The sequence below is a fragment of the Microbacterium sp. PM5 genome, assembly GCF_003293595.1.
Lineage (GTDB): Bacteria > Actinomycetota > Actinomycetes > Actinomycetales > Microbacteriaceae > Microbacterium.
Genome location: NZ_CP022162.1, coordinates 512044 through 533756, shown reverse-complemented (window position 1 = coordinate 533756; position 21713 = coordinate 512044). Strand labels below are relative to the sequence as shown.

General features: G+C 69.8%; 18 protein-coding genes and 1 tRNA gene. 5 read left to right on the top strand and 14 right to left on the bottom strand.

Annotated features, from left to right (window positions below):
• Window positions 1–79: 79 nt before the first annotated feature.
• On the top strand, window positions 80–1027 hold the full coding sequence (locus tag CEP17_RS02550) for an NAD(P)-dependent oxidoreductase (RefSeq protein WP_112931145.1): 948 nt from the start codon (window positions 80–82) through the stop codon (window positions 1025–1027).
• Window positions 1028–1037: 10 nt separating this feature from the next.
• Window positions 1038–2531, top strand: a complete 1494-nt coding sequence (gene gndA / locus CEP17_RS02545; protein ID WP_112931144.1) for an NADP-dependent phosphogluconate dehydrogenase — start codon at window positions 1038–1040, stop codon at window positions 2529–2531.
• A gap of 64 nt (window positions 2532–2595) precedes the next feature.
• On the opposite strand, the gene CEP17_RS02540 is transcribed toward gndA, so the two are convergent.
• Genes CEP17_RS02540 through CEP17_RS02530 form a run of 3 tightly spaced genes read right to left on the bottom strand, consistent with a single transcriptional unit; the run spans window position 2596 to window position 5918 of the window.
• Window positions 2596–3609, bottom strand: a complete 1014-nt coding sequence (locus tag CEP17_RS02540) for a magnesium and cobalt transport protein CorA (RefSeq protein ID WP_036315184.1) — start codon at window positions 3607–3609, stop codon at window positions 2596–2598.
• 45 nt (window positions 3610–3654) lie between these two features.
• Complete coding sequence (locus CEP17_RS02535; RefSeq protein WP_051039404.1) at window positions 3655–4380, bottom strand: ABC transporter ATP-binding protein; 726 nt, start codon at window positions 4378–4380, stop codon at window positions 3655–3657.
• A 50-nt stretch (window positions 4381–4430) separates the two neighbouring features.
• The gene (locus CEP17_RS02530; RefSeq protein ID WP_112931143.1) at window positions 4431–5918 is read right to left on the bottom strand and encodes an ABC transporter permease; all 1488 of its coding nucleotides are present in this window, start codon (window positions 5916–5918) and stop codon (window positions 4431–4433) included.
• A 192-nt stretch (window positions 5919–6110) separates the two neighbouring features.
• On the opposite strand from CEP17_RS02530, the gene CEP17_RS02525 reads away from it, so the two are divergent.
• Together CEP17_RS02525 and CEP17_RS02520 are read left to right on the top strand one after the other, a co-directional pair.
• Complete coding sequence (locus CEP17_RS02525) at window positions 6111–6845, top strand: response regulator transcription factor (protein WP_016464648.1); 735 nt, start codon at window positions 6111–6113, stop codon at window positions 6843–6845.
• Window positions 6842–8386, top strand: coding sequence for an ATP-binding protein (locus CEP17_RS02520; protein WP_036315177.1), 1545 nt, complete (start codon window positions 6842–6844; stop codon window positions 8384–8386). Before CEP17_RS02525 ends, CEP17_RS02520 begins: the two co-directional genes overlap by 4 nt.
• Window positions 8387–8466: 80 nt before the next feature.
• On the opposite strand, the gene CEP17_RS02515 is transcribed toward CEP17_RS02520, so the two are convergent.
• The 10 genes from CEP17_RS02515 to CEP17_RS02475 form a co-directional block, all read right to left on the bottom strand.
• The gene (locus CEP17_RS02515; protein WP_112931142.1) at window positions 8467–10017 is read right to left on the bottom strand and encodes an FAD-dependent oxidoreductase; all 1551 of its coding nucleotides are present in this window, start codon (window positions 10015–10017) and stop codon (window positions 8467–8469) included.
• Window positions 10017–10919 (bottom strand): FAD:protein FMN transferase, encoded by a 903-nt coding sequence (locus CEP17_RS02510; protein ID WP_036315173.1) that lies wholly within the window; start codon window positions 10917–10919, stop codon window positions 10017–10019. Before CEP17_RS02510 ends, CEP17_RS02515 begins: the two co-directional genes overlap by 1 nt.
• Window positions 10916–11416 carry a hypothetical protein gene (locus tag CEP17_RS02505; RefSeq protein WP_036315170.1) on the bottom strand — a complete coding sequence of 167 codons (501 nt, stop codon included), beginning with the start codon at window positions 11414–11416 and terminating at the stop codon, window positions 10916–10918. Before CEP17_RS02505 ends, CEP17_RS02510 begins: the two co-directional genes overlap by 4 nt.
• A gap of 104 nt (window positions 11417–11520) precedes the next feature.
• Window positions 11521–14238, bottom strand: coding sequence for an HAD-IC family P-type ATPase (locus CEP17_RS02500; RefSeq protein ID WP_112931141.1), 2718 nt, complete (start codon window positions 14236–14238; stop codon window positions 11521–11523).
• A 95-nt stretch (window positions 14239–14333) separates the two neighbouring features.
• Window positions 14334–15368, bottom strand: coding sequence for a ribose-phosphate diphosphokinase (locus tag CEP17_RS02495; RefSeq protein WP_036315232.1), 1035 nt, complete (start codon window positions 15366–15368; stop codon window positions 14334–14336).
• A complete protein-coding gene (gene glmU, locus CEP17_RS02490) occupies window positions 15343–16815 on the bottom strand; it encodes a bifunctional UDP-N-acetylglucosamine diphosphorylase/glucosamine-1-phosphate N-acetyltransferase GlmU (RefSeq protein ID WP_036315236.1) in 1473 nt (490 codons plus the stop codon). The genes CEP17_RS02495 and glmU overlap by 26 nt, the downstream gene beginning before the upstream one ends.
• 1 nt (window position 16816) lies before the next feature.
• Window positions 16817–16888, bottom strand: a tRNA-Gln gene (locus tag CEP17_RS02485).
• Window positions 16889–16961: 73 nt separating this feature from the next.
• Window positions 16962–17267: a metal-sensitive transcriptional regulator gene (locus tag CEP17_RS02480; RefSeq protein ID WP_051039405.1), complete on the bottom strand. Its 306-nt coding sequence runs from the start codon at window positions 17265–17267 to the stop codon at window positions 16962–16964.
• The gene (locus CEP17_RS15165; protein ID WP_167487204.1) at window positions 17264–17425 is read right to left on the bottom strand and encodes a hypothetical protein; all 162 of its coding nucleotides are present in this window, start codon (window positions 17423–17425) and stop codon (window positions 17264–17266) included. The genes CEP17_RS02480 and CEP17_RS15165 overlap by 4 nt, the downstream gene beginning before the upstream one ends.
• A 67-nt stretch (window positions 17426–17492) precedes the next feature.
• The gene (locus CEP17_RS02475) at window positions 17493–19178 is read right to left on the bottom strand and encodes an FAD-dependent oxidoreductase (RefSeq protein WP_112931140.1); all 1686 of its coding nucleotides are present in this window, start codon (window positions 19176–19178) and stop codon (window positions 17493–17495) included.
• An 88-nt stretch (window positions 19179–19266) separates the two neighbouring features.
• Here CEP17_RS02475 and CEP17_RS02470 point away from each other — a divergent pair, with 88 nt between their 5' ends.
• Entirely contained in the window at window positions 19267–19764 is a 498-nt protein-coding gene (locus tag CEP17_RS02470) for a MarR family winged helix-turn-helix transcriptional regulator (protein ID WP_016464639.1), read from the top strand.
• An 8-nt stretch (window positions 19765–19772) separates the two neighbouring features.
• Here the strand turns inward: CEP17_RS02470 and CEP17_RS02465 are convergent, their stop codons facing one another.
• A complete protein-coding gene (locus CEP17_RS02465; RefSeq protein ID WP_112931139.1) occupies window positions 19773–21569 on the bottom strand; it encodes an ABC-F family ATP-binding cassette domain-containing protein in 1797 nt (598 codons plus the stop codon).
• Window positions 21570–21713: the final 144 nt, after the last annotated feature.

Here is a 21713-nt window from a genome sequence, read left to right as displayed (position 1 = left end):
TGTGATCCGCGACTACTCTACCGCACGTCCACATTACTGAACGCTGTTCATCCGGTTGGATCCTGTCTAGAGTGTCGTCATGACATCGTCTCTTGCGGCCGAGGACGTCCGCCTCGGAATGATCGGCACCGGTGCCATGGGCACGCCGATGGCTCGCCATCTCATCCGCGCCCGCGGGCGTCTCGCGATCTGGTCACGGTCGCCGCGGCCCGATCTCGTCGAGCTCGGCGCGAGTCCCGTGGACACACCCGCAGAGCTGGCTGCGCACAGCGACGCCGTACTCGTCATGCTCCCCGACCTGCCGGACCTGGAGAAGATCCTCGACGGCGATGACGGCCTGCTCGCCGGCGCCGGGGACCTGCTGCTGCTGATCGGGTCGACCTCTTCGCCCACGGGCGTGCGCACGATCGCCGAACGGCTCGACCGGCAGAGCGGGGGTCGTGTGCGCGTCGTGGACTGCCCGGTCTCGGGGGGCGTCGACGGGGCGAGCGCGGGGACGCTGTCGATCATGCTCGGCGGAGCGGATGCCGACGCCGCGCTGGCCGCGCGCATCCTCTCCCCCTGCGGCACTCCCGTCCACCTCGGCCCGCTCGGTGCCGGAGAGGTGGCGAAGGCCTGCAATCAGCTCGTCGTGGCCGCGACCATCGTCGCCCTCGGCGAGGCCACCGAACTGGCCGCACGCTCGGGGCTCGACCTCGACGCCCTGTGGTCGCTGCTGGCGGGCGGCTATGCGGGCTCGAACCTGCTGCGCAGCCGCAAGGACCGCCTCGTCGCCGGTGACGACAGCCCATCGGGCGCCGCCGCCTACATGGTGAAGGATCTGGGCTTCGCCGCCGACGTCGCGGCATCCACACACACCACGACCGCCCTGTTGCCCGCGTTGCGCGCGGTCTTCGACGAGATCATGACTGCGGGACTCGGCGAGCGTGATATCTCGGTCACGCGGCGACTGACGGCGCAGCGTCATCCGACGCCCGCCGCACCCGGGGCGGACTACGCTGAGAACGGAATCCCCGACCGACCCTGAGGAGTTCGACGTGCCCGAACAGACCGCTGCCGAGACCACCACGCCCGTGTCGCCCACGGCCAACATCGGAGTCGTCGGACTCGCGGTGATGGGCTCGAACCTGGCCCGCAATCTGGCGTCGCGCGAGGGCAACACCGTCGCGGTGTACAACCGTTCGCGCTCGAAGACCGACGAGCTCATCGCGGAGCACCCCGAGGCCGGCTTCGTTCCCGCCTTCTCCTACGAGGAGTTCGCCGCCAGCCTGCAGAAGCCGCGCACGGCACTCATCATGGTCAAGGCGGGCGGCCCCACCGACGCCGTCATCGATGAGCTGATGAACGTCTTCGAGCCCGGCGACATCATCATCGACGGCGGAAACGCGCTGTTCACGGACACCATCCGTCGAGAGAAGGCCGTGCGAGAGCGCGGCTTCAATTTCGTGGGCATGGGTGTCTCCGGCGGTGAGGAGGGCGCGCTCCTCGGCCCGTCGCTCATGCCCGGCGGCCCCGACGAGGCCTGGGTCACGCTCGGTCCCATCCTGCGCTCGATCGCAGCGGTCGCCGAAGGCGAGCCCTGCGTCACCCACATCGGACACGACGGTGCCGGCCACTTCGTGAAGATGGTACACAACGGCATCGAGTACGCCGACATGCAGCTGATCGCGGAGGCCTACGACCTCATCCGTCGCGCCACGGGCAAGTCGCCCGCCGAGATCGCCGATGTCTTCGCCGAGTGGAACACGGGCGAGCTGGAGAGCTACCTGATCGAGATCACCGCCGAGGTGCTGCGCCAGGTCGACGCCGAGACCGGCGCGCCGCTGGTCGATGTCATCCTCGACCAGGCCGGCGCGAAGGGCACCGGCGGGTGGACCGTGCAGACCGCGATCGACCTGGGAGTTCCCGTCTCGGGCATCGCCGAGGCCGTGTTCGCGCGATCGCTGTCGAGCCACCCCGAGCAGCGTTCCATCTCCGGCGCACTGCCCGGTCCCGACGACTCGACCGGCGAGCACCTCACCGGCGCCGACGCGGACGCCTTCATCGAGCAGGTGCGGCTGGCCCTCTACGCGTCGAAGATCGTCGCGTACTCGCAGGGATTCGACGAGATCCGCGCCGGCGCCGCGCACTACGACTGGTCGATCGACCTCGGCGCGGTCAGCAAGATCTGGCGCGCCGGCTGCATCATCCGCGCCCAGTTCCTCAACCGGATCGCCGACGCGTACGAAGCCGAGCCGGACCTTGCCGTTCTGCTGACGGCGCCGTACTTCGTCGACGCGCTGACGCGCGCACAGGACGCGTGGCGCAACATCGTCGCGCTGGCTGCCGCCGCCGGCATCCCCGCTCCCGCTTTCTCGTCGTCGCTGGCGTACTACGACGGACTGCGCGCGCGGCGCCTGCCCGCCGCCCTGATCCAGGGCCAGCGCGACTTCTTCGGTGCGCACACCTACAAGCGCATCGACAAGGACGGCACCTTCCACACGCTGTGGTCGGGCGACCGCACCGAGGTCGAGGCCGAAGACACCCACTGACCGTCGGCGACGCGGCTGAGCAGGCGCGTTTCGACGCGCTCTGCTCAGCCGCGAGTCGAAAGGCCTAGATCCAGTCCTTCTTCTTGAAGACCAGATACAGCCCCGTGCTGACAGCCGCCATGAGCGCGATGGCGAAGGGGTACCCCCACGGCCATGACAGTTCGGGCATGTCGTGGAAGTTCATGCCGTAGATGCCGGCGACGAGCGTCGGCGCGAAGCCGATGGCGGCCCAGGACGAGATCTTCTTGACCTGATCGTTCTGCTCGATGCTCGTGCGCGTCATCTCGCTCATCTGGTCGTTGCGTCGCTGGTCGACGATCGTCGCGTGGATCGTCAGCGCATTGTCGAGGGTTTCGCGAAACGCCGCGACTCGCGCATCGATGTAGCGGGCACGATCGGCGATCTCCCGATATCCGGGGGCCTCACCACTCGGCATCCGTGTACTCACGTAGTGCTCCAGGCGGTCCATCATCGCCGGCAGCGGAGCCGTCGCATGGCGCAGGTCGATGACTTCGCGCTGCAGGGCGAAGATGCGACGGGAGACGCCCTCGTCTTCGGCGAAGAGCTGCTCCTCGATCTCGTCGATGTCGTGCTCGATCTCGTCCATGACGGCCCGGTACGCCCGCGTGACGTACTCGAAGGTTCCCCAGAGCACGCCCAGGGGCCCGCGCGCGGCGATGTCGGGATGCTCGTCGAGCAGCGTTCGCAGGCGATCGATGTCGACCGCGCCGTCGCCGGAGATGGCGACGAAGAAGTCGGGGCCGACGAAGAGGTCGACTTCGCGGCACTGCACCGTCTCGGTCGGCTCGTCGTACTGGGAGGGCTGGACGACCACGAACAGGTGGTCGCCGAAGCGCTCGAGCTTCGAACGCTGATGGGTGCGCAGCGCCGTCGCGACGCCGAGCCGCTCCAGCTGGAGCACCTCGGCGAGCGCGCTCACCTCCTCGTCGCTCGGGGAGGTCAGCCCGACCCAGAGCATTCCGCCCCGCCGACGCGCCTCGGCGAGCGCGTCGGCCGGTGCCGCGTCGGTGGGGTGGGCGATGCCGCCGTCGTAGACGACGCACTGGGGCTGAGCCATGAGAGCAACCCTAGGCCCGCCGGGCGGCCCCGCTCCTCACCGCTCTCATGCCGTGATGTCGGTGACGGCGCCCTTGTCGAGCCGCAGCCGGCGACGGGCGCGGCGCGCGACGGCCGAGTCATGGGTGACGACGACGAGGGTCAGCCCCTCGGCGGAGAGACGTTCGAGCACCACAAGGATCTCGTCGCGCATCGACTCATCCAGATTCCCCGTCGGCTCATCCGCCAGCAGCACGCGCGGGCGCTTGGCGATGGCCCGCGCGATCGCCACCCGCTGCTGCTGCCCGCCGGAGAGCTCCCCCGGACGGTGGCTGCCGCGATCGGAGAGGCCGACGTGCGCGAGCGCCTCCTCGACACGGGTGTGACGGTCGGCACCGTCCAGACGCAGCGGTTCCAACCCCATGGCGACGTTCTCCGCCGCGGTGAGCGTGGGAATGAGATTGAAGGCCTGGAACACGAAGCCGATCTCGTGCGCGCGCACCTTCTGCAGGTCCGTCGCGGATGCCGCCGCGAGATCGGTGTCGCCGAGCAGCACCGATCCGCTGGTCGGGACGTCGAGCGCGCCGAGCATCTGAAGCAGGGTCGACTTGCCCCCACCCGTGGGACCCTGGATCGTCGCGAACTCTCCTGCCTCGATCTGCAGGTCGACCCCCGTCAAGGCCTTCACCTCCCTGCCCTTCTGACGGTAGGTCTTCGTCACGGACGTCAAGCGATAGGCCGCTCCCGCCGCGGTCGGCGCAGCGGTAGCGATGGTGTCATCGATCACGGTCATGTCGGTCATTCCTTCGAGATGGTGGATGTCGGTGGGGGCGGCCGGGGTGCTCACGAGACCGCCCGTAGTGCTTCTGCGGGGCTGAGACGGGCGGCACGCCAGCCACCGAACACGCCGGCGATCAGTCCGCCGAGGACGGCGAGCACGAGAGCGAGCCCGACGATCCAGAGCGACAGCGGCGCGTGCAGGGCGATCTCTGTTGTCGTCTGCGCCAGCTGACCGCCGAACCCGCTTCCCCCGCCGCGACCACCCCCGCCCGGACCTCGGCCGGCGGTCGCGCCCGCGGAGGCCGACACCGTGGGGGCGATGATGTTGATGATCAGCGCGCCGATGAGGCCGAGCGCCACGCCGATGACACCGCCGATGAGGGCCTGGACCACGGACTCCCCCGCCACCTGGCCGACCACACGCGCGTTGGACCACCCGATGGCCTTCAGCGTGCCCAGCTCACGGGTGCGTCGGGAGATACCCGAGATCGTGAAAAGGACCGCGAGAGCGACGGCCACCACGAGGACGATGATCGACAGCCACGTGCCCAGGTTCGTGATCAGCGAGCTCGCGCTGGCGAGCGAGCCCGAGACGGTCGAGGCAAGGTCCGACTGCGAGCTGACGGTCGCCGTGGGGAGGGCGGCCTTGAGCGCGGACTGGATCGCGGCGATGCGATCGCTCGAGCTGGCCTGCACGTACACCGTGGAGACGACGTCGCCCGCGCCGGAGAGCTTCTGTGCGACATCGAGCGGAATGTAGACGTTGGCGGCGGTGTCGGCGGACGCGGACGAGGACGCGACGATCCCGACGATCTGGAACGGCGTCCCCGCCACATCGATGGTGCCGCCCACGGCGAGAGAGGCACTGGCCGCGTAGGTCGCGTCGACCAGGGCGACATCCGTACCCGCGTCAGAAGAGGTGAGCGCGCGTCCGCCGCTGACGGTGGCCGCCGTCAACGGCCCCGCGGCGGTGGCGCCCGGGTCGACGCCGAGCACGCTGAAGGAATCCACGCCGAAGGAGCCCCCCTGGAATCCCCCGCCACCGCCCTCGCCGCCCTGACCGCGGCTGCCCTCGCCCTCTTGCGGCGCGGTCTGCGCGCCGCCCTCGGCGGTGCCGGACTGGCGCTGCGGCAGCGAGCCGCTGAAGGTCATGTTCGTGAGGCTGAGAGCAGCGGTCGCCTCGGACACCCCGTCGACGGCGCGCACCGTATCGAGCACCGACGCGTCCAGCGTGCTGCGACCGAACCCGGTGACCAGGCGCGACTGGTTGAGGGTGGTCGTCCCGTCCGCGCCGGTCTGTCCGCCGCCGCCTTCGAAGTCGAAGCGACCACCGCGCGTGTTCGAGCCGGGCTGGGCCTGCGCGCCGGTGACGGTGAGGTCGGTGCCGACGCCGTATACCGAGGCCAGGGCCTCCGACTGGGCGTCACGCACGCCCGCGGACAGCGCGTTGACCATGATGACCAGCGCGACCGCGACGGCCAGGCCGATCGCCACGATCGTGGTCTGCTTCTTTCGGCCGGACAGCTCACGGCGCAGATACGTCCAATACATCGCGTCTCCTTCTGGCGAGCGAGCCCGGGTGCTCGGTGCGCCGACGCGACGAACGTACGAGCGGTTTCGATGCGCGATCGAAGGGCGACTGAGGAAGTGGCTATGAGCCACTCGGCAGAGCCTGCTGCAATCCACAGCGGGCTCATAGCGCGGCGCATAGGTTCTTCACAGCACCGGCAGCACAATGGAGCCATGACCGCTCTCGCCGCCTCCCCTGTCCTGCACCGCCCAGACGGGTCGGCCCTTCGCGTCCTCGTCGTCGACGACGAGCAGATGCTCACGGACCTGCTCTCGATGGCGCTGCGCATGGAGGGCTGGGAGGTCCGCACGGCGGGGTCGGGGTTCGACGCGCTCGCGCAGGCGCGCGAGTTCGATCCCGACGCCATGGTGCTCGACATCATGATGCCCGACCTGGACGGCATGTCGGTGCTGCAGCGACTGCGTCACGCCGGCAATGATGTGCCGGTGCTCTTCCTCACGGCGAAGGATGCCGTCGCCGACCGCGTCGCGGGCCTCACCGCCGGCGGCGACGACTACGTCACCAAACCGTTCAGCCTGGAAGAGGTCGTCGCGCGTCTGCGCGGTCTGATGCGCCGCGCCGGCACCGCGACAGCGGGCGGCGCCGACCCCGTCCTGCGCGTCGGTGAGCTGACGCTGAACGAGGACTCCCATGAGGTCATGCGCGGCGACACCGAGATCGAGCTGACGGCGACGGAGTTCGAGCTGCTGCGCTTCCTCATGCGCAACCAGCGTCGCGTCGTGTCGAAGGCCCAGATCCTGGACCGCGTCTGGAACTACGACTTCGGCGGGCGTTCCTCGGTGGTCGAGCTGTACATCTCCTACCTGCGGAAGAAGATCGACGCGGGCCGTGACCCGCTCATCCACACGGTGCGCGGCGTGGGCTACATGATCAAAGCTCCGCAGTGAGCGCAGCGCCTGCGCCGAAGAAGGTCCGACGGCGACCGCAATGGAGCCTGCAGACGCGTCTGATCGCGGCCGTCGTCGGCATGGTCACGCTGATTCTGGCGATGATCGGCGTCGCCACCAGCGCGCTGCTCGGCAACATCCTGTCCGGCCAGCTCGACACACAGGTACGCGATGCGGCAGCCAGTGTCAGCGCGCAACTGCTCTCGCAGAAGGTGGACTTCGGCACCGTGCAGTCCGCGTACACCGTGCTGCAGGATGCGCGCGTGCGAACTCCCGGAGTGCTGCTGATCGTGAGGTCGGCGAGCGGCTTCGACGGGGCGTACCTCGACGGCAACAGCGTGAAGTCGCTGACGGACGCACAGGTGCTCGAGATCGCCAACGCATTCGGCTCCGGTCCCTCCGCGACGGGGACGGTGGACGACATCGGCACCTACCGGCTGTTCACCACCGGCGCCGGTCCCTACGCGATCGCGGTCGGGCTGCCGGTGTCGACCGTGAACACGACCATTGCGCAGATCCTGACGACCGTCGCCCTCGTCACCACCGGAGGGCTGCTGCTGCTGGCGGCCGTCATCGCCGTGGTGATCCGCTACTCCCTTCGGCCGCTTCGGGCCGTCGCCGCCACGGCGACACGCGTCGCTGCGCAGCCGCTGGACTCGGGCGACGTCACCATCTCCGAGCGCGTCCCGGCATCCGAAGCCGATGCGAGCGATGAGATCGGGCGTGTCGGTGCGGCACTGAACACTCTGCTCGACCACATCGACGTGTCACTGGCCGCCCGGCAACGCAACGAGGAGCGCATGCGCTCGTTCGTGGCCGACGCCAGCCACGAGCTGCGCACTCCCCTGGCGGCGATCCGCGGCTACTCCGAGCTTTCCCTGCGGTCGCTGCGAACCGTGAACGCCGCCGGCGACGCGGCCACACCGGCCCAGGTCGCGATCAGCGCCGAGCAGTCGGAGCAGAGCCTGGAGCGCATCCAGTCCGCCTCCCTGCGGATGACGGCGCTCGTCGAAGACCTGCTGCTGCTGGCTCGACTCGACGAGGGCAAGGAACTCGTGTACGGCGCCGTCGACCTCACGCGAGTGGTCGTCGACAGTGTCGCCGACGCACAGGTCGCCGGCTCAGGACACGAATGGCAGCTGGATGCCGCCGAAGAACCGGTCGTCGTCGCCGGAGATACGATGCGTCTGCATCAGGTCGTGGCGAACCTGCTCACCAACGCCCGCGTGCACACGCCGGCAGGAACGACGGTCACCGCGAGCGTCGCCGTCGAGGAGGGCGACGCCGTCGTGCGCGTCACCGACAACGGTCCCGGCATTGATCCAGTGGTCGCCGGCGAGCTGTTCGAGAGGTTTGCGCGCGGCGACACCTCCCGCGCACGCCAGACCGGAGGTACCGGCCTGGGGCTGTCGATCGCGAAGGCGATCGTCACCGCGCACCACGGCACGATCTCCGTCAACAGCGAACCGGGACACACCGAGTTCGAGGTACGACTGCCGGCGCGCCCGGCGGCCCCGCACGCGGCCGACGCGCCGGCCTGACCCGGGCTGCGCGCGACCGAGGCCGAGACCGCCCCGACGACCGGGCGCACGCGGCCCCCGCACCACGGGTGCGGTGCCGATCAGTAACCCGAGAAGGCGTCCGTCGTGAGTGTCCGAGCCTTCTCGAGGGCGGGGGCGAGATCCGCGATGAGACGCGGCGGACCCGACACGTAGGCATGCCGCGACGCGAGATCGGGCACCATCTGCAGCAGTCCCGCGGCATCCAGACGGACGCCCTGCGCCCACGTCCAGTGCCCGGGAAGCGTGTCGGGCTCGGTGCGAGTGAAGACGATCACCGGAATGCGGGCGTGTTCGAGCTCGTCGCGAAACGCGAGCTCTTCGGCATCCGCGGCGACGTAGACGAACACCACGTCACGCTGCTCCCCCGACAGGCGCAGGTGGCGCAGCTGCGAGACGAAGGGCGTGACGCCGATGCCGGCGGCGACCATGAGCACCGGCGCCGACGCGCGCGCCGGCAGGACGAAGTCGCCCCACACGCCGGTCACCGCGAGCTGCTGGCCGGGCTCGACGAGCGCGAGCGCCTTCTTGTAGCTGGACTGCGATCCTTCGCGCAGCGCGATGCGCACCTCCGGAAGCTCCTCCGGGGCCGAGACGATGCTGAACTCCCGGCGCGTGCCGCGCGCATCGGGGCGGGGGTGCGGCACCTCGAGCTCGAGATACTGCCCCGCGACGAAACGGAAGCGCCGTTCCGCCCGGAACGACAGCTCGCGCACGGTGGGCGTGAGGGCGACACGTTCCTGGAAGGTGAGGCGCACCGCCGTACGCAGGGCGAAGACGAAGGCGATGAGGTTGCCGACCAGCAGCGCGCGCTCCTGACCGAGACTGACGTCGCCGACGTCGATGGGCCAGCCGGCGAGGACGCCGACCACCGCCGCGACCACGAACTGCTGCCACCGGCGCGGGGGCAGCGTCAGCGGCTCGGAGAGCATGAAAGCGCCGAGGAACAGGAACGGCGACGACCAGAGGATGTTCCAGAACACCGTCCCCGCATCGAGTGCGAGCCCCGCCTGCTGGTACTGCAGCGTGGTGCGCACGAAGGCGACCGCCACCGCGACGACGAGGAAGAGCGCGATGATGCGCACCTTCTCGGTGCGAACGAGCACGACGAGGCCGAGCAGGATGACGGGTCCGGCGAGGAAGGGGGAACCCACCCACCATGCGGACGAGCCCAGGTCCGGCAGCCACACGCTCAACACCGTGAGCACGGTCGCGCCGACCGCAGCGGGATTGAAGATGTGGCGTCCCTGCCAGACCAGCAGGTACTTGGATGCCGAGGCTACGAGTCCCGCGACGGCGATGCCCACGAGCGCCGCCGGCTCCACCGTAGGGCGCAGGACGAACAGCAGGATCAGCACGGTGACGAGCGACGACTCCCACCGCCAGTCCTTGCCGAGCACGCGGTGCGCGATCGCATCGGTCGCGGCACAGACCAACGCGAGCACGAGGAGGGTAACCAGCAGCACCCACGGCGAGGGCCCGACCGCTCCCGCGAAGGACAGCACGAGAGCGATCGCGGCCAGGACGGCGAGCGCGAGAACGACCAGGCGGTACATCGATACGCGACCGAGCACCGCCAGGGTGCGACTCCATGCCGCGGTGAGTGAGCTCATCACAGGAACAACTCTGCCTTACTGTCGGGCGACCACTCCACGCGGCCGTCGGTGGTCATACGCACCCACGCCGCGGCGTGGGCGTCGGCGAACGCGGGTCCGCCGTCGAAGAAGAGCGCGGTGGCGGCGGCATCGGCGGTCATGGCGTCGGCAGCGACCACCCACGTCGCGGCGATCGTGCGCACCGGCTCTCCGGTGCGCGCGTCCAGCACGTGATGCAGTCCCCCGCCGTCCGCGGCCGGCCAGGCGCGGCGCTGGATCGCGGACGCGCAGAGCGCGGCATCCGTCACCCGCCACACCCCGATCGCGCGCGTCGGGTCGAAGGGGTGCTCGAGTGCGATCGTCTCGCTGCCGCGCAGAGCGATGTCGCCGCCGGCGTCGACCGTCACCGCACCCTCCACGTGCGCCGCGACGCGACGCAGCACGCGGTCGACGAGGCGCCCTTTGCCGAGCGCTCCGACATCGATCGTCGCCGGCGTGCGCAGGGTGAGCCGATCGCCGCCCCATGTCAGCAGCTGCGACCATCCCGCCGGAGCGGCTTGCGCGCCGTGGTCCACGAGCCCGTACTGGGCGTCGTAGCCACGGCGCGCGAGCGCGTCGCCGATGAGCGGGTTGACGGCTTCGGCCGTGGCCTCGCTCAGCGCGAGGAACAGATCCAGCATCGGCGCCGCGTCGACGGGCGCCGGGATGGATCCTGCCGCCGTCGCGAGCGCGGCGATCTCGGCATCGGGCCGAAATCGCGACCACGCGCGGTCGAACGCGTCGATCAGAACACCGACCTCGGAGCGCACCGTGGCGGACAACTCCACGGCCGTGTCGATGCGCCAGCGCGTGCCGATCGCCTCGAACTCCCAGCGGAAAGCGGGGGGCGTGGACGAGTCGGGCGCGTCGGGCGCGGTCACGCCTTCGCTTCGGTCTTGATCTCTTCGATCGCCTTGTTGAATCCACCGCTGGTCAGCGACGAACCGGCGACGCGCGACACCGAGATGTCCTCGATCTTCTTGCCGACGACCTCGGAGCTGATTCCGCCGATGAACTGGCTCTGATACTGCTTCGACTCGCTCTTGGTCGGATTTCCGCTGACCTGCACGTCGGTGATGACGTCGTCGGCGAGCGTGACCGTCACCGAGATGGTCTCGACCGACTCGGGGGTCGCGTACGAACCGTCGGCCGAGTAGGTGCCGTCCTTGTACACGCTGCCGGAGGCGGCGGCCCCGGTGCTGCCGGTGGCAGGAGCCGAGGACGCCGTCGAGGGGGTGGACTCGTCGGCGGGGGCGGTCGACGGCGACGCGGTGCTCGTCGTGGTGGCCGAGCAGCCCGCGAGGGCGATCATTCCGAACACCGAGGCGGCAGCAGCGCCGGTGCGGACGGAACGGGGTACGGCGGTGGTGCGGATCATGATGGTCCTCCTTCTGTCGTGCCCTGCCGCTTCAGATGCGGGGGGCGCATCGCGGTGGCGCTTTCCACGCTAGCGGCGCGCTCGGACGAGACCCCTGCGTTTTCCTATGCATTCGCATTGAGAATCGGGCGGCGGCGCAGCGCCTTGAACACCTCTACCGCGAGGAACACGGCGACGGCTGCGGCGATCGGGATGATCCAGCCGAGGCCGTCGAGGGGCTCCGAACCGAACAGCTCGTTCAGGAACGGCACGTAGGTGTACAGCAGCTGCAGAGCCACGAGCGCCATCGCGGACCACCAGATGACCGGGTTGCCGCGCAAGACGTCGATCGTGAGGCTCGAGCGTCCCAGGAATCGACAGTTCAGCAGGAAGGCGAGCTGGGCGAAGGCGAGCGTGGAAACCGCCTCCGTGCGGGCAACGCCGATGTCGGCGCCGCGGGCGAGCGCAAGGCCGAAGACCGCGAGGGTGGCACCGCCGATGAGCACCGAGACCGCCAGGATGAAGCCGAGCTCACGCATCGAGACGATGGATCCGCCGGTCGGCCGCGGTGGTCGGTTCATGATGCCCCGTTCGGCGGGCTCGTAGGCCAGCGCAAGCGAGAGGGTGATGGCCGTGACCATGTTGACCCACAGCACCTGCACGGGTGTGAGCGGCAGGGTGAGGCCGAAGACGACCGCCACCAGGATCACGAGCGACTGCGCACCGTTGGTCGGCAGCAGGAAGACGACCGACTTGCGGAGATTGTCGTAGATCCGCCGTCCCTCGGCGATCGCGCTGCGGATCGTCGCGAAGTTGTCGTCGGCCAGGACGATCTCGGCCGCCTCCTTCGTCGCCTCGGTGCCCTTGATGCCCATGGCGATGCCGACGTCGGCCCGGGTGAGCGCGGGCGCGTCGTTCACACCATCGCCGGTCATCGCGACGACCTCGCCGTGCGCCTGCAGTGCGCGCACGATGCGGATCTTGTGCTCCGGACTGGTGCGGGCGAAGACGTCGACCTCCTGCACCACGCCCTTCAGCTGCTCCTGGCTCATCGCCTCGAGTTCTGCACCGGTCAGCACCGGAGCGTCCGCGTCGCGGATCAGCCCCATCTCCCTGCTGATCGCCATCGCCGTGCCGGCGTGGTCTCCGGTGATCATCTTCACGCGGATGCCGGCGGCATGGCAGTCCGCGATGGCGACGATGGCCTCGGGTCGAGGCGGATCGACGATGCCCCAGAGACCGAGCATCTCCAGATCGACGAGGTCCTCGGCATCCAGCGTCTCGGCCCTCGTGGCCTTGCGCGCCGCGGCGAGGACCCGCAGCCCCTGGGCGCTCAGCTCCTCGACGGCCCGCTCCCAGAACACGCGGTCGACGGGCTCGGCACCCTCCGCGCCGCGCTGGGTGAGCGCGCGTTCGAGCAGACGGTCAGGCGCACCTTTGACGAGCACCGCCCGCGAACCGTCCGCGCTCTCGTGCAGCGTCGCCATGAACTTGTTGGCGGAGTCGAAGGGGACGACGGCGACGCGGCGTGCGTCAGCGCTGTCGACACCCCCCTTCATGGCGACGACCTTCAGCGCCCCCTCGGTCGGCTCGCCCACCAGCGACCAGCCGAGAAGGTGCGCCCGACCGGCATCCGCACCGTCCGCCACCCGCTCCAGCGATGCATCGTTGCAGAGGTCGGCGACGGCCAGCAACGCCGCCAGGTCTGCGCCGCCGGCAGGGGTGATCGTTCCCGTCGGGTCGTAGCCGAGCCCGGAGACCTCGTAGCGGGAGAGAGGGGTGAGCATGGTGCGCACCGTCATCTCGTTCTTCGTCAGCGTTCCCGTCTTGTCGGAGCACACGGTGGTGACCGAGCCCAGCGCCTCCACGGCGGGCAGCTTGCGCGTGATCGCGTGGCGCCGCGCCATCTGCTGCACCCCGATCGCCAGCGTGATCGTGACCAGGGCGGGAAGCCCCTCCGGAATCGCCGCCACCGCGAAGCCGATCGTCGCCGAGACGAGGTCGGGCAACGGCATCTCGTGCAGGTATCGGCCGATCACCATCATCACCAGCGCCATGCCGAGGATGACGAGTGTCAGCGTCTTGCCGAACGCGGCCAGCTGAGCGGTCAGCGGAGTTTCGAGCGCGCCGGCCTCGCCCACGAGCGCCTGGATCTTGCCGATCTCCGTCCGCGCCCCGGTGCCGGTGACGATGCACACCCCCTGCCCCGCAGTGACGATCGTGCCGGAGAACACCATCGAGGACCGGTCCCCCACCCCCGCTTCCGCCGCGACGGCCGCCGGTTCTTTCGTGGAGGGCATCGACTCACCGGTCAGGGCGGCTTCGTCGACACGCAGCTGGGTGGCCTCGACGATGCGTGCATCGGCGGGCACCTTGTCGCCGGGCATCAGTCGCACCACGTCGCCGGGAACCAGTTCGGAGGCCGCGACGGTCGTCCAACGTCCCTCCCGGCGCACGGTCGCATCCGCGGAGAGCATGCCACGGATGCCGGCGAGGGCCTTCTCCGCCCGCCCTTCCTGGACGTAGCCGATGACGGCGTTGATGACGGCGACGGACACGATCACCCAGAAGTCGAGCCAGTCGCCCATGACGGCCTTGATCGCCGCGGCGGCGAGGAGGATGTAGATCAGGGTGTCGTTGAAGTGCGACAGGAATCGCTGCCACGCCGGCGTGCGCTTCGGCTCAGGCAGAAGGTTGGGCCCGATGACAGCATGTCGGGCTCGCGCGTCGTCCGCCGTCAGGCCGTCCTCTCCGACGCGAAGGAGGCGGCGAACCTCCGCGACGTCAGCGGCGTGCGGGGCGGCAACGGTGAGTTCGACGTCGGCAGCAGCGTGGGCGCTCATACCGCGATCCTAGGAGGCGCGCTTCGCCGCCGCGGGTGCGATCGCCAGGATGACGTCCGGCGACGCTCACGCCGCCGCGACCGGGGGCGGCGGGCTCAGGCGGCGCCGTCGAACATGCTCGTGACCGAGCCGTCCTCGAAGACCTCTTTGATCGCGCGCGCGAGCAGCGGAGCGATGGGCAGAATCGTCAGCCCCGGGAAGCGCTTCTCGTCCGCAAGGGGAATCGTGTCGGTCACGACGACTTCGTCGATCGCGGCATCCTGCAGGCGCTCGGTCGCCGGAGCGCTGAACACCGCGTGCGTGGCCGCCACGATGACCCGTTCGGCCCCGTTGGCCTTCAGCGCCTGCGCCGCCTTGACGATGGTGCCGCCGGTGTCGATCATGTCGTCGACGAGCAGGCAGACGCGACCCTCGACGTGTCCCACGATCTCGTTGACGGTCACCTGGTTGGCGACGTTCGGGTCGCGGCGCTTGTGGATGATCGCGAGAGGCGCTCCGAGCGAGTCGGACCACTGGTCGGCCACGCGCACGCGCCCGGTGTCGGGCGAGACGACCGTGAGCTTGGCACGGTCGTCGGCCGAAAGGCTGTTCTGGAAGTACTCGAGCAGCACGGGCTTGGCGAACAGGTGATCGACCGGTCCATCGAAGAACCCCTGGATCTGAGCGGCGTGCAGGTCCACGCTCATCACGCGGTCGGCACCCGCCGTCTTCAGCAGATCGGCGACGAGACGCGCGCTGATCGGCTCGCGACCGCGACCCTTCTTGTCCTGACGCGAGTACGGGTAATACGGCGCGACGACGGTGATCCGCTTCGCGGAGGCGCGCTTGGCGGCATCCAGCATGATCAGCAGCTCCATGAGCCACTCGTTCACCGGGGGGCCGAAGGACTGGATGATGAAGGCATCGCAGCCGCGGATCGACACCTCGAAGCGGGTCAGGATCTCGCCGGAGGCGAACGTACGATGCTCGGTCGGTACCAGCTCGGTGCCGAGCGCCTGGGCGACGTCATGCGACAGGGTCGGATGCGAGCTGCCACTGGCGACGACCAGACGCTTCTTGGTCTTGGCGACGAGTCCGGGGGCGATCCCGCGCTCGACGTCCAGGTCAACCGTGTGCTTCTTGCGCGCCATGGTCCGCTTCCTGTGCAGTGCGGGAACGTGCGGCAGCCGCGGCCGCGGCCGTTCCCGGTCGGTGGTTCTCGACCCACCCCTCGACGTTGCGCTGGGGGGCAACGCTCAAGGCGAGAGCTCCGGGCGGGACGTCCTTCCGGATCACCGCACCGGCACCGGTCTTGGCGCCATCTCCGATCCTAACGGGCGCGACGAAGACGTTGTGCGAGCCGGAGTGCACCTCGTCGCCGATCTCGGTGCGATGCTTGGCGATGTCGTCGTAGTTCGCGGTGATCGCGCCGGCGCCGAGGTTGACGCCGCGTCCGATCGTCGTGTCGCCGATGTAGGACAGGTGGGGAACCTTGCTGCCTGCGCCGATGGTGGAGTTCTTCGTCTCCACGAACGTTCCGATCTTGCCTCCGTCAGCCAGCACGGTACCCGGCCGCAGATAGGCGAACGGTCCGACCGAGGCGCCCGCCCCGATGACGGCGAGGGTCGCATCAGTGCGGCGGACGACGGCGTTCTCGCCGACCTCGCAGTCCTCCAGCGTCGTGTCGGGTCCGATCGTGGCGCCGGCAGCCACGGCAGTGGCGCGCAGGATGTGGGTGTTGGGCAATACCGTCACGTCGGGCGCGAGGGTCGCGGTGACATCGATCCAGGTCGTCGCCGGATCCTGAATCGTGACGCCGTCGAGTTGCCACCGGCGCACGGTGCGCGCGTTGAGCAGGCGCCCGGCCTCGGCGAGCTGCGCGCGATCGTTGACGCCGAGCGTCAGCGAGACGTCGGAGACGACGGATGCCGTGACGGCGAGCCCCGCGGTGCGGGCCAGGCCCACGACGTCGGTCAGATACTTCTCGCCCTGCGCGTTCTGGGTGCCCACACGCGCCAGCTGCGAGCGCAACATCTCCGCCTGGAAGACGTAGACGCCCGCGTTGATCTCGGTGATCGCCGCTTCCGCGGCCGTGGCGTCCTTCTGCTCGACGATGCGCTCCACGCCGCCGTTGGTGGCGCGCACGACACGGCCGTAGCCGGTCGCGTCGTCGAGCACGGCCGACAGCAGTGTGATCGCAGCCCGGGACGAGCGGTGGTCTCGGATGAGGGCGCTCAGCGTCTCGGCATCGAGCAGGGGGACGTCACCGGAAAGCACCAGCACGTCGCCGTCGAAATCGGGGACGGCGTCCAGGGCGACTTCGACGGCGCGCCCCGTGCCCGGGATCTCGTCCTGATCGACGACGACGACCTCGGGCGAGATACCGGTCACCGCATCGGCGACGAGATCCCTTTCGTGCCGGACGACGACGAGAACGTGGGCGGGCGACAGGTCGCGGGCCGTGTCGAGAACGTGTCCGACGAGCGGGCGACCCCCGATGCGGTGCAGCACCTTCGGCAGCGACGACCGCATGCGGGTTCCCTGCCCCGCGGCGAGGATCACGACGGCGAGGGACGCATCCAACGTGTTCTCTGTCATGCTCCGCCGCCAGGATTCGAACCTGAACCTCACAGCTCCAAAGGCTGTCGTGCTGCCGTTACACTACGGCGGACCGCACCCCACGAGACGGCGGGTGTGCCGCTCCAGTCTGCCAGTCCCGACCCCGGATGACCGCATCGCCGTGCTCAGGCGAGCATGAGGAAGAGCTTCTCCAGCTCGTCGGCGGTGACGCCGTCTTCCGCGGCCGCACCCTCCGGATCGGACAGACACTCCCGCAGCGCCGTGGACACGATGGCGAAGCCGGCGCGGTCCAGCGCGCTGGACACCGCCGCCAGCTGGGTCACGACGTCACGACAGGGCTTTCCCTCCTCGACGGCGGCGATGACCGCATCGAGCTGACCCCGCGCGCGGCGCAGGCGATTGGCGATCTTGCGCTGCGCGGCGCCGTCGTGCGCTGTCGCGGCGTCCGACGCGGACGCGTTCGCCGTCATCGTCCGAAGACGCGGGCGAGGAAGCCGCCGCCCGCTTCCTGTTCGTGGCCGGGGCAGCGTTGGGCCGCCGGCACGTTCTTCATCACCTGATCGACGTGCTGGCCGCAGCCGGCCCACGTCGTCTTGCCGCAGGTTCGGCACGTTACTGCTGAGCACATGAGAGTTCTCCTTCTCGTCGTTCGTACGTATGAGGTTGTCGGTGGTGCGGCGAAGAGTCCGCGCCGCTCAGATGCGGGCGTGGTCGGAGACGAGCACCGCATCCGCGTGCTCACCGAGAACGGCGCGCAGCGTCAGCATGCCGCCGGACAGGGACGCCGAGTCGAACCCGGCCTGCGCGAGCACGCGGTGCGCGATCGCGGAGCGCACGCCCGACTGGCACATGACGCGCACGGGTCGCCCGGCGGCGGCGGCACGCACCTCGTCGAGCCGGCCGCGCAACGCGGTGTGCGGGATGGCGAGCGCCCCGGGCAGATGCCCGGTGGACAGCTCCGCGGGGGTGCGCACGTCGAGGATCAGCGCGGTCTCGGCGACCGCGTCGACGTCCTGCGCGTACCAGAGGCGGAGGGCCCCGCTCCGGACGTTCTCGCCGACCATCCCGACCATGTTGACGGGATCCTTCGCAGAGCCGTACGGCGGTGCGTAGGCCAGGTCGAGGTCGATCAGCTCATCCACCGCCCAGCCCGCACGGATGGCCGTCGCGAGCACGTCGATCCTCTTGTCGACCCCGTCGGCGCCGACGGCCTGCGCTCCCAGCAGCAGGCCGTCACTCCGACGGATGTGGACGACCAGATGGATCTGCGAGGCGCCGGGAAAGTAGCCGGCGTGCTGGCCCGGATGAAGGTGCAGCGTGTCCGCGTCGATCCCGGCGGCGGCGAGCGCGGCGCGGTTCGCGCCGGTCATCGCCACCGTCTGCGCACCGACACGGACGATCGCCGTCCCGACGGGGCGCGGAAGCGGACGAGCGTGCTCCGGACGGAGAATCGCGTCGGCGACGAGCCGTCCGGCGCGGTTGGCGGGTCCGGCGAGCGCGACGGGACGCACGGCCCCGGTGACGGCGTCGACGGATGCCGTCGCATCACCGACCGCGTAGACGTCGGGCAGCGAGGTACGTCCGTGCTCGTCGATGATCATCGCCCCACGCACGCATGCGACGCCCGCGGCCTCGAAGACCGCCGTGTCGGGACGAACACCCACCGAGAGCACGACGATGTCGGCGTCCAGGCGGGTGCCGTCGTCGAGGACGACGACGTCGCCGTCCTCACCGGATTCGACCGCGGTGGCCGCGGTGCCGGCGCGCACCTCGATGCCGAGCGTCCGCAGTTCCGCGGTCACGAGGGCGGCCAGCTCGTCCTCGAGCGGGGGCAGCACGTGCGGCGCGAACTCGACGACGGTGGTGTGCAGCCCACGCTGGGCAAGCGCTTCGGCGGCCTCGATGCCGATGAAGCCCGCTCCGAGCACGACGGCACGGCGCGCACCGGCCTGGACGCGATCACGCAACGCGACCGCGTCCTCGACGCTGCGCAGCGTCCGCACCCGCGGCGAGTCCAGTCCGGTGATGGGCGGCGTCGCCGCGGCGGCGCCCGGAGCCAGCACGAGGGTGTCGTAGTGCAGGGTGTCGACACCGTCTGCGCTCATCACGGTCACGGTCTTGGCCGCGGCATCCACCGCCGTCACCTCGTGACCGGGGCGCACGTCGAGCGCGAGAGACGCTTTCAGCGAGGCCGGGGTCTGCACGAGCAGAGCGGACTCATCGGCGATCTCTCCGCCGACGTAGTAGGGCAGGCCGCAGTTCGCGAACGAGACGTGCGCGCCGCGCTCGAGGACGATGATCTCGGCCGCCTCATCGAGCCTGCGCGCACGCGCGGCACAGCTCATACCTCCGGCCACTCCCCCGACGATCACGATGCGCATCTGTTCTCCTTCTCGAACGCGTGTTCACACAATACCCCCGGGGGTATCTTGACGCAACTGCGAGGGCCGCCGTGACGATAATGGAGGCATGTCCACCGAGCACGACGAAGTCGACCGCATCGTCGGCGCGTGGGGCGCCCAGCGACCGGATCTCGACTTCTCGCCGCTGGAGGTGCTCTCGCGGGTGGATCGCCTGTCGCGGCATCTCGACCGGGCGCGACGCGAGGCGTTTCGTCGCAGCGACCTCGAACCCTGGGAGTGGGACGTGCTGTCGGCACTGCGACGGGCCGGCGAGCCCTACCAGCTCAGTCCCAAGCAGCTGCTGCAGCAGACGCTGGTCTCCAGCGGCACGATGACGAACCGCATCGATCGCCTCGTCGGACGCCGCCTGGTGCGCCGCGAGGCCGATCCCGGTGACGGACGCAGCGTTCTGGTGACGATCACCGACGAGGGCAAGACCCGCGTGGATGCCGCGATCACACGCCTCGTCGACGCCGAAGCCCTGCTGCTCAGCGTGCTGTCGCGCTCCGATCGTGAGCGACTCGCCGGCCTGCTGCGCAAGCTGTCGCTGGGCTTCGACTCCTGAGAGCCGGCTCAGCCGATGAGCTCGGAGAGCTCGAACCAGCGCTCCTCCAGCGCAGCGATCTCTGCCTCGAGCTCGCCGATCGCGCGCATCTTCTCGCCCAGCCCCGCATAGTCGGACTGGTCGTGGTCGGCAAGGGCGGTGCGGGCGGCATCCACCTGGGCCGTCAGTTTCTGGATCCGCCGCTCCGCCGCCGCCAGCTCCTTCTGCGCCGCGCGGAGGTCGGCACCGGCCAACGCCGGACCACTGTCACCCTCCGACGTCGCCGCGACGGGCGCCGCCGGCTGATCGCGCTGGGCGGCGCGGAGCCTCAGGTACTCGTCGATTCCTCCCGGCAGGTGCCGGAGGCGCCCGCTCATCACGGCGTACTGCTGATCGGTGACCCGCTCGAGGAAATAGCGGTCGTGGCTGACCACCAGGAGCGTCCCCGCCCACGAATCGAGAAGATCCTCGATCGCGGCCAGCATGTCGGTGTCCAGGTCGTTGGTCGGCTCGTCGAGGATCAGCACGTTGGGCTGATCGAGCAGGATCAGCAGCAGCTGCAGCCGACGCTGCTGACCACCGGACAGATCCTTCACGGGCGTCGACAGCTGCGCCGAGCTGAAGCCCATGCGCTCCAGCAGCTGGCCCGGCGTGAGTTCGGCCGCCTTGGAGCCCGTCCCGATCGTGTAGCTCGTGCGCAGGCCCGAGATGACCACGCGCACCGGATCGTCCAGGTACTGGTCGAGCTCGTCCATCCGCTGCGTGAGCGTCGCGACCTTCACGGTCTTTCCGCGCTTGACCCGACCGTGGGTGGGCTCGACCGTGCCGGCGATGAGCCCGAGGAGCGTGGACTTGCCGGCACCGTTGACCCCGAGGATGCCGGTGCGCTCACCCGGCGCGATGCGCCACTCGACGTCCTGCAGCACCTGTCGATCGCCGTAGGTCACGCCGGCGTCGAGCAGGTCGACGACGTCCTTGCCCAACCGGGACACGGCGAGCGACTGCAACTGCACCTTGTCGCGGATCTCGGGGACGTCGGCGATGAGTTCATTGGCCGCCTCGATGCGGAACCGCGGCTTGCTGGTGCGCGCCGGCGCGCCGCGGCGCAGCCACGCGAGCTCTTTGCGAGCGAGGTTCTGTCGACGCTGCTCGATCACGGCCGACTGGCGGTCGCGCTCGACGCGCTGCAGCACGTAGGCCGCGTAGCCGCCCTCGAACGGCTCGACGATGCGGTCGTGCACCTCCCACGTCTTGGTGCAGACCTCGTCCAGGAACCATCGATCGTGGGTGACGACCAGGAGCGCACCCTGGGATGCCGACCAGCGCCGCTTGAGGTGCGCGGCGAGCCAGGCCACCGCTTCGACATCGAGGTGGTTCGTGGGCTCGTCGAGCGCCAGCACGTCCCAGTCTCCGACGAGCAGGTGCGCGAGCGCGACCCGTCGCCGCTGCCCTCCGGAGAGTCCGGCGACCGGCCCGTCCCAGTCGAGATCACCCACGAGGCCCGCGATCACGTCGCGCACCCCGGCATCCCCGGCCCAGTCGTGCTCGGCGCGGTCGCCGACGACGCTCTGCGCGATGGTCAACGTGTCATCGAGCGTGTCGCCCTGGTCGAGCACGCCCACGCGCACGCCGCCGCGCACCGTCACGCGCCCGGCATCCGGCGCGAGGCGGCCGGCCAGCATGGCCATGAGGGATGACTTGCCGTCGCCGTTACGACCGACGATGCCGATGCGGTCGCCCTCGTCGACGCCGAGCGAGACGCGGTCGAACACGACCTTCGTGGGGAATTCCAGGTGGAGGCCTTCAGCCCCGAGCAGATGCGCCATATCGGTTCCAGGCTACGCGAGCGGGCGGACGGCCGATGGCCCCGTTCCCAGCGTGGACATCGGATCTTCGTATCGCCGTCATAGGCTGGAGCTTTCGCCCTCTCTTCTCGTGGGCGGAGAAACCGTCGCACATCAGAAACCGGA

Excerpts from the sequence above, each read along its gene's own strand:
- CEP17_RS02480 (WP_051039405.1), bottom strand. The coding sequence starts at position 17,267 with ATGACGGCGAACGCGTCCGCGTCGGACGCCGCGACAGCGCACGACGGC.
- glmU (WP_036315236.1), bottom strand. The coding sequence starts at position 16,815 with ATGACAGAGAACACGTTGGATGCGTCCCTCGCCGTCGTGATCCTCGCC.
- CEP17_RS02515 (WP_112931142.1), bottom strand. The coding sequence starts at position 10,017 with ATGAGCTCACTCACCGCGGCATGGAGTCGCACCCTGGCGGTGCTCGGT.
- CEP17_RS02495 (WP_036315232.1), bottom strand. The coding sequence starts at position 15,368 with ATGGCGCGCAAGAAGCACACGGTTGACCTGGACGTCGAGCGCGGGATC.
- CEP17_RS02505 (WP_036315170.1), bottom strand. The coding sequence starts at position 11,416 with ATGATCCGCACCACCGCCGTACCCCGTTCCGTCCGCACCGGCGCTGCT.
- CEP17_RS02540 (WP_036315184.1), bottom strand. The coding sequence starts at position 3,609 with ATGGCTCAGCCCCAGTGCGTCGTCTACGACGGCGGCATCGCCCACCCC.
- CEP17_RS02550 (WP_112931145.1), top strand. The coding sequence starts at position 80 with ATGACATCGTCTCTTGCGGCCGAGGACGTCCGCCTCGGAATGATCGGC.
- CEP17_RS02500 (WP_112931141.1), bottom strand. The coding sequence starts at position 14,238 with ATGAGCGCCCACGCTGCTGCCGACGTCGAACTCACCGTTGCCGCCCCG.
- CEP17_RS02535 (WP_051039404.1), bottom strand. The coding sequence starts at position 4,380 with ATGACCGTGATCGATGACACCATCGCTACCGCTGCGCCGACCGCGGCG.
- CEP17_RS02465 (WP_112931139.1), bottom strand. The coding sequence starts at position 21,569 with ATGGCGCATCTGCTCGGGGCTGAAGGCCTCCACCTGGAATTCCCCACG.
- CEP17_RS15165 (WP_167487204.1), bottom strand. The coding sequence starts at position 17,425 with ATGTGCTCAGCAGTAACGTGCCGAACCTGCGGCAAGACGACGTGGGCC.
- CEP17_RS02470 (WP_016464639.1), top strand. The coding sequence starts at position 19,267 with ATGTCCACCGAGCACGACGAAGTCGACCGCATCGTCGGCGCGTGGGGC.
- CEP17_RS02475 (WP_112931140.1), bottom strand. The coding sequence starts at position 19,178 with ATGCGCATCGTGATCGTCGGGGGAGTGGCCGGAGGTATGAGCTGTGCC.
- CEP17_RS02525 (WP_016464648.1), top strand. The coding sequence starts at position 6,111 with ATGACCGCTCTCGCCGCCTCCCCTGTCCTGCACCGCCCAGACGGGTCG.
- CEP17_RS02530 (WP_112931143.1), bottom strand. The coding sequence starts at position 5,918 with ATGTATTGGACGTATCTGCGCCGTGAGCTGTCCGGCCGAAAGAAGCAG.